Origin of the sequence: Dietzia sp. E1, assembly GCF_014145015.1 — a bacterium.
GTDB lineage: Bacteria > Actinomycetota > Actinomycetes > Mycobacteriales > Mycobacteriaceae > Dietzia > Dietzia cinnamea_A.
Map to the genome: position 1 here is coordinate 1 of NZ_JAALDU010000129.1, position 6,395 is coordinate 6,395.

The 6,395-nt window shown below is 71.8% G+C and carries 9 protein-coding genes; 4 read left to right on the forward strand and 5 right to left on the reverse strand.

From position 1 onward, the window contains the following. Positions 1 to 49 precede the first annotated feature (49 nt). From G6030_RS05440 to G6030_RS05460, 5 genes are all read right to left on the reverse strand, one after another. Complete coding sequence (locus G6030_RS05440; protein WP_007628488.1) at positions 50 to 652, reverse strand: TetR/AcrR family transcriptional regulator; 603 nt, start codon at positions 650 to 652, stop codon at positions 50 to 52. 56 nt (positions 653 to 708) lie between these two features. Continuing rightward, positions 709 to 978, reverse strand: a complete 270-nt coding sequence (locus tag G6030_RS05445; RefSeq protein WP_007628489.1) for an antitoxin — start codon at positions 976 to 978, stop codon at positions 709 to 711. A 104-nt stretch (positions 979 to 1,082) separates the two neighbouring features. Beyond that, positions 1,083 to 1,364: a GlsB/YeaQ/YmgE family stress response membrane protein gene (locus G6030_RS05450; RefSeq protein ID WP_007628491.1), complete on the reverse strand. Its 282-nt coding sequence runs from the start codon at positions 1,362 to 1,364 to the stop codon at positions 1,083 to 1,085. 138 nt (positions 1,365 to 1,502) lie between these two features. Continuing rightward, positions 1,503 to 1,793, reverse strand: coding sequence for a GNAT family N-acetyltransferase (locus G6030_RS05455; RefSeq protein WP_007628492.1), 291 nt, complete (start codon positions 1,791 to 1,793; stop codon positions 1,503 to 1,505). Then, a complete protein-coding gene (locus tag G6030_RS05460) occupies positions 1,790 to 2,686 on the reverse strand; it encodes a universal stress protein (protein WP_007628494.1) in 897 nt (298 codons plus the stop codon). The genes G6030_RS05455 and G6030_RS05460 overlap by 4 nt, the downstream gene beginning before the upstream one ends. A gap of 80 nt (positions 2,687 to 2,766) precedes the next feature. Between G6030_RS05460 and G6030_RS05465 the strand changes: the two genes are divergently transcribed. The 4 genes from G6030_RS05465 to G6030_RS05480 form a co-directional block, all read left to right on the forward strand. Continuing rightward, entirely contained in the window at positions 2,767 to 3,495 is a 729-nt protein-coding gene (locus G6030_RS05465) for a dihydrofolate reductase family protein (RefSeq protein ID WP_007628496.1), read from the forward strand. 160 nt (positions 3,496 to 3,655) lie between these two features. Next, positions 3,656 to 4,654, forward strand: a complete 999-nt coding sequence (locus G6030_RS05470; protein ID WP_007628500.1) for a pseudouridine synthase — start codon at positions 3,656 to 3,658, stop codon at positions 4,652 to 4,654. A gap of 27 nt (positions 4,655 to 4,681) precedes the next feature. Next, positions 4,682 to 5,449: an ABC transporter ATP-binding protein gene (locus G6030_RS05475; protein ID WP_182642449.1), complete on the forward strand. Its 768-nt coding sequence runs from the start codon at positions 4,682 to 4,684 to the stop codon at positions 5,447 to 5,449. Next, on the forward strand, positions 5,449 to 6,395 hold a 947-nt coding region (locus tag G6030_RS05480), incomplete at its 3' end, for an ABC transporter permease (protein WP_182642450.1). The genes G6030_RS05475 and G6030_RS05480, both read left to right, overlap by 1 nt.

Consider the following 6,395-nt stretch of genomic DNA (forward strand, 5'->3'; position numbering starts at 1 on the left):
GCCGGGCGCCGGGCGCCGGGCGCGGGGGTCGGGGGTCGGGGCGCCGGGCTCAGGCGGTCTCGGTGACCATCCCCAGGATGAGCTCGGCCATGCTGCGGGCGGTCATGGCCGTGGTACGGACCTCGCCGAGCATCGCGGCGGTGACCGAGCCGTCGTGCAACAGCGCCAGCCGGTCGGCGAGGTCGGCGATGTTGTCCGGGTCCTCCAGCCCCATCGCGGCGAGCTCGTCGCGCAGGGTCTGGGCCACCCACGTCCGCTGATCGGCCACGGCCGCGCGGATCGCCCGCTCGCCGTCGGTCGCGGGGCTCGGGAACTCGATCGCGGCCGCGAGGTGACAGGACCCGGGCATCGCCGGCTCCACCTGCTCGCGCACGATGTCGAACAGCGCGAGGATGCGTCCGCGGGCATCGGGGGCGAGGTCGGCGCGGCGGCGCCACAGGTCGCGGTCCCGTTCGGCGACCGACCGCAGGTACGCCACGACCAGCTCGTCCTTGGACCCGTAGGTGTTGTAGAGACTGGCCTTGGCGACCCCGGCCTCGCGCAGGATCCGGTCGATCCCCACCGCCCGGATGCCGTCGGTCGAGAACAGACGGGTCGCCGTCGCCAGGAGCCGCTCCCGCGGTCCGGGCTTGGTCGACCGTGTTCTCGTCACGGGTAACAGACTATCGGCAGTGATAGCCGATACCACCTCGGCCGGGCGGGCGTCGGTCAGTCTCCCGGCCCGCGGCTGTGCTGCGACGTGTCCGGGTCGGGGGTCGGCGTGCCGTCCGGGGCGTCGGGCACGTCGGGCGCGTCGGCCGTCCGCCCGGTGAGGAACTCGCCGGCCTTCTGCTGGACGCTGTCGGTGCGCGCGGCGTGCTTGCCGCCGGTGCGCTTGTCGAACGCGTCGCCGGCCTTGTCGAGGGCGGCCTCCACCTTGTCGGGGTTCTTCCGCGCGAGGTCCCTGGCCTTGTCGACCGCCTTGTCGAACAGTCCCATCTCGGGCTCCTTCCGGTGGTGGTGTGAAGAGGGTGGTGATGTGCGCGGACGGCCCGGCCCCACGGGGGAGCCGGACCGTCCGGATAGTCCTCGTGCGAGGGGTGTCAGACCCGGGAACGCCCGCGACCACGGATCGCGGAGACGATCCAGATCAGGAGGCATGCACCGACGATCGCGGCGAGAACGCCGGGGATCGAGAAGGCCTCCGGCATGGCGCCGCCCTCACTGTTGGTGAAGAACGACACGAGCCAGCCGACGACGAAGGCGCCGATGACTCCGGCGAGGATGTTGGCGACGATGCCCATCTCGGCGTCACGCTTCATGATCTTGGAGGCGATCCAGCCGGCGAGGCCGCCGATGATGATCCACGCGATGATGGTGCCCATTGCGGATGTCCTTTCCCGAGAGTGGTTCTCGGCCCGGGACGGGCCGCTCACTCAGGAGAACACGGCAGAGACACGAACGCTTCCGGTCGGAGGCTCCCGGTGATCAAACGTCGCTCACTCGTTACTGGCCCGTGTCCCTCAGGCAACCTCCGCCGAGCCGGGGTTCTTCTCGATGTACCCCGCGACGAACGAGCAGGACGGGCGCACGCGCAGGCCCTCCTCGCGGGTCACCCGCAGGGCCTCGGCGACCAGGTGTCCGGCCAGGCCACGGCCGCCGAACTCGGACGCGACGACCGTGTGCGGGAACTCGCGGACGCCGTCCGGGCCGTCGCTGTACTCGGCCTGGCCCGCCACGACGCCGTCCACGAGGATCTCGAACCGCCCCGCGGCGTCGTCGCGCCGAACCTGAACATCCTCCGAGCCGCTCATGAGTGCGACTCCGGACGCACGACCATCACCGGGCAGGGCGCCGCCTGCAGCAGCGCCCGGGAGGTGGAGCCGAGGACCATGCCCGCGAATCCGCCGCGCCCGTGGGATCCGACGACGACGAGCTGGGCGTTCTCCGACTGCTCGACCAGTGCCCGGACCGCGCGATCGCGGGTCACGTACCGCTGCACCTCGACGTCGGGGTAGCGGTCCGAGAACCCCGCCAACCGCTCCGACAGGGTCTGCAGCTGCTGGTCCTCGAGCTGCTTCCAGTCGTCCTCGGTGAGCGAGATGCCGGCGGCCGCCGCCTGGACCTGCGGGTCCATCCAGGTGTGCACCGCGATGAGCGGGGTGTCGCGCGCGGAGGCCTCCGCGAACGCCCACTCGGTGGCCTTGGCGCTGACCTCGGAGCCGTCGATGCCCACGACCACCGGGCCGGTGCGGTCGAGGTCGTCCGTGTCCTCACGGGTGACGACGACCGGGCAGAACGCGTGGCTGGCGACGGCCGCCGAGACGGACCCGAGGACCATGCCCTTGATGCCGCCCAGCCCGCGGGAGCCCAGGACGATCATCTTGGACTTGCGCGAGTAGTCGATGAGCACCTGCGCCGGGTTGCCCTCGACGATCGCGTGCGACACCTCGACGCCGAGCGCGACCTTCTCCGCGGTGGCCCGCGCCTGCTCGATGATCGGGTGGCACTCGCGCTCCAGCTCGTCGTAGACGGGCTGCGGCGGGATCATCCCCTCGGCGAACATCGCCGCCGGCATCGTGTACGTGGTCACGAGCCTGAGCGGGACGCGCCGGGCGGCGGCGGTGTTGGCGGCGTAGGCGACCGCGCCGGTGGAGGCGGCAGAGCCGTCGACGCCGACGACGACGGTGTTCTCGAGGGAGCTCATGTCCTGAGACTACCGCCGTTCTCGACAGTTGATAACAGATCTGTCGGTCACACCGGCCCTCCTCGGATCGGCCGGCGCTCATGGCCGTCCGCGTCGACCTCAACATCTCCCTCGACGGATTCGCGACCACCACCGACCAGACCGCGGACGACCCGATGGGAGAGGACTGGGGCCGGTTGACCGCCGCGTACGCCGCCACCCGCACCTTCCGCGAGCGCGTGCTGCACGACCCGAGCGGTGAGGGCACGACGGAGGTGGACGACGAGTACGCGGCGGCCTACTTCGAGGGGATCGGCGCCGAGATCATGGGAGCGGGCATGTTCGGCCTGCACGCCAATCCGGACGACCCCGACTGGCGCGGGTGGTGGGGCGACGAACCGCCCTTCCGCGTGCCGGTCTTCGTGCTGACGCACTCTCCGAGGCCGCCGATCGAGATGGCGAACGGCACCCGCTTCGTCTTTGTCGACGCCGCCCCCGAGGACGTGCTCGAGCGGGCACGACAGGCCGCCGGCGGGCGGGACATCCGGATCGGCGGCGGCGCGAGCGTCGTGCGGGACTTCCTCAAGGCCGACCTCGTCGACCAGCTGCACGTGGGGATCGCGCCCATCGTGCTCGCCGCGGGGTCCGACTCTGGGACGACCTGCGCGGGCTCGAGCGGGGACGCACCGTCACCACGGAGACGGCGGCCAGCGGGACGATCCACGTCACCTTCCGGCGCTGACCGCCGCCGGGCCCGGCCGACCCTCGGGGAGGCGGGCCCGGTCAGAACTCGTCGGGGAACGGTGCGTTCGCGGGGTAGGCCAGGTTGAAGCTGCCCTGGAACGCCGGGAGGACGGCGCGACCGGGGCCGAAGAGGAAGAAGTCGACGACGGCGTCGATCATGAGCGCTCCCGAGGTTCTAGTGGTGCATGTGATGCACGAGACAGATGTTGCGCGAGTGAGTGTAGCTCACCGACTAGGCTGAGGGACATGTCCAGTTCCAGGCGCCGCGGTCGTCCGCTCCCGCTGCGCGACGGTGTCGACCCGGTGCGGATCCGCCTCGCCGACCCCGGACAGGGACCCCGCAGCATCGTCGAGGAACTGCGACGTCGCTTCCCCGACGGGCTCGCCGAGCTCGACGCGGCCCTCGAGGCCGGGCAGGTCGTCACCGCCGACGGGGCGGCCGTCACCCCGGCCACCCGGCGGCACCGGGGGATGGACGTGTGGATGTACCGGACGCCGGACCCGGAGATCCCGGTGCCGCATCAGATCGAGGTCCTCCACCGGGACGACCGCCTCGTCGTCGTCGACAAACCCCACTTCCTCGCGACCACCCCCCGCGCCGGACACGTCACCGAGACCGCGTTGGTGCGCCTCAGGCGCGACCTCGGGCTCGACGACCTCGCGCCCGCCCACCGCCTGGACCGGCTCACCGCCGGCGTCCTCGTGTTCACCGCCGACCCCGCGTACCGCGGCGCCTACCAGGACCTCTTCGCCGCCCGCCGCGTCACCAAGACCTACCTGGCCGTGGCCCCCGCCCCCGACGGCGTCGCGACCGTGCGCGAGCGCTCCAGCCGCATCCTCAAGACCCGCGGCGTCCTCCAAGCCACGGAGGTCGACGGCGAACCCGACGCCCACACGCGCATCACCCTGCTCGACACCCGCGGCGCCGGGCCCGACCGACTGGGCCTCTACCGCCTCGAACCGACCACCGGGCGCACGCACCAGCTGCGCGTCCACATGAACGCGCTCGGCACCCCGATCCTCGGCGACGACCTCTACCCGGACGTCCTCGACATGACCCCCGGCGACTTCACCCGCCCCCTGCAGCTCCTCGCCTCCGAGATCGCCTTCACCGACCCCTTCACCGGGCAGCCACGCCACTTCGCCAGCAGACGCACCCTCGACGCCTGGCCCGGCGGGCAGGATCAGGGTGGAAACCCGGGCAATCCCCGATCGGCCCCGGCTCCGAACTCCTGCAAGCTGTAGGTCGACCACCATGATCCGAGGGAGCACATGACCACCCAGGCCGAGACCCACCACCGGGCGGGCGCGGCGGACGCCGCCGCCGTCGCCACCGACCTCGTCATGACGTACGGGGAGGGGGAGACCGAGGTCCGCGCCCTCGACCACGTCAGCGCGACCTTCGAACGCGGCCGGTTCACCGCCATCATGGGTCCCTCGGGCTCCGGGAAGTCCACCCTCATGCACTGCATGGCCGGCCTCGACCGGCCGACCTCCGGATCCGTGCGCATCGGCGACACCGAGATCGTCGGGCTTGGGGACAAGGACCTCACCGCGCTGCGCCGCGACCGGATCGGCTTCGTCTTCCAGTCCTTCAACCTCGTGCCCACCCTCACGGCCGAGGAGAACATCACCCTGCCGCAGGACATCGCCGGCCACACCATCGACCGCGCCTGGTTCGACGAGGTGATCGGGCGACTGGGGATCGCCGACCGGCTCTCGCACCGCCCGTCCGAGCTCTCCGGCGGGCAGCAGCAGCGCGTCGCGTGCGCCCGCGCCCTCGTCGGCCGCCCCGACATCCTGTTCGGCGACGAGCCGACCGGCAACCTCGACTCGACCTCCTCCGCTGAGGTCCTGTCCATCCTGCGCAGCGCCGCCGACGACTTCGGCCAGACCGTCGTGATCGTCACCCACGACCCCCGCGCCGCCACCTACGCCGACCGCGTCCTGCTGCTCGCCGACGGCCGCGTGGTCCGCGAGCTCGAGCGCCCCACCGCCGACGAGATCCTGTCGGCCATGGGCGCCCTCGAGGAGCGGTGATGGCCGGCGGAAAGCACGAGGCGCGACACGCGCCCCGCCACTCGCGGCCCATGCTGCGCGTCTCCCTGCGCAACATCGCCGCGCACAAACTCCGACTGGTCCTGTCGGTGCTGGCCGTGGTGCTGGGCACCGCGTTCGTCACCGGCTCGCTCGTGTTCACCTCGACCCTCAAGAGCACCTTCGACGGCCTGCTCGAACAGGGCACCGCGGACCTGTCCGCCATGATCGAGCCCGAGGACCCGCGCGGCGCCGGCGTCCCGTTCGAGGTGGCCGAACGGGTCCTGGACCTGCCCGGCGTCGAGGCCGCCACGCCCGGCGTCTCCGGCACCGTGGTGCTGTTCAACGCCGACGGCACCCCCTACCAGTCCGGCGGCGCCCCGTCGGAGGGACTGGCCTGGGTCGACCCCGAGCACTCGGTCGGCGACAGCAGCTGGATCGTCGACGGCCGCGCCCCGGCCGGCGACGACGAGGTCGTCCTGCCCACCACCGTCCTCGAGAGCGCCGGGCTGGCCATCGGTGACACCGCGCAGGTCTACACCACCGGCCAGGGCATGCTCGACGTGCGGATCGTCGGCTCCTACGCCAGCGACACCGACATCGGCGGGTACGTGGGCGTCGGGTTCTCCGAGGAGCGCGCCCGCGCCCTGTTCACCGACGGTGAGAACGCCTCCGACGTGTCCGTCCGCGCCGAGCCGGGCGTGAGCCAGGAGCAGGTCCGCGACACCATCGCCGCGGAGTTCCCCGACTACACCGTCAGCACCGGCGACGAGGTCCGCGAGCGGCTCTCCGAGCAGTTGTCGACCATCCTCGACTTCGTCAACTACTTCTTCGTGGCGTTCGGGCTCATCGCCCTGCTCGTGGGCACGTTCATCATCTACAACACCTTCTCCATGCTCGTCGCGCAGCGGCTGCGCGAGCTGGCACTGCTGCGCGCGATCGGTGCGTC

Bases quoted from the DNA above. Each gene is read 5' to 3' on its own strand.
- G6030_RS05445 (WP_007628489.1), bottom strand. From the start codon at position 978: ATGGGACTGTTCGACAAGGCGGTCGACAAGGCCAGGGACCTCGCGCGG.
- G6030_RS05450 (WP_007628491.1), bottom strand. From the start codon at position 1,364: ATGGGCACCATCATCGCGTGGATCATCATCGGCGGCCTCGCCGGCTGG.
- G6030_RS05455 (WP_007628492.1), bottom strand. From the start codon at position 1,793: ATGAGCGGCTCGGAGGATGTTCAGGTTCGGCGCGACGACGCCGCGGGG.
- G6030_RS05460 (WP_007628494.1), bottom strand. From the start codon at position 2,686: ATGAGCTCCCTCGAGAACACCGTCGTCGTCGGCGTCGACGGCTCTGCC.
- G6030_RS05465 (WP_007628496.1), top strand. From the start codon at position 2,767: ATGGCCGTCCGCGTCGACCTCAACATCTCCCTCGACGGATTCGCGACC.
- G6030_RS05470 (WP_007628500.1), top strand. From the start codon at position 3,656: ATGTCCAGTTCCAGGCGCCGCGGTCGTCCGCTCCCGCTGCGCGACGGT.
- G6030_RS05475 (WP_182642449.1), top strand. From the start codon at position 4,682: ATGACCACCCAGGCCGAGACCCACCACCGGGCGGGCGCGGCGGACGCC.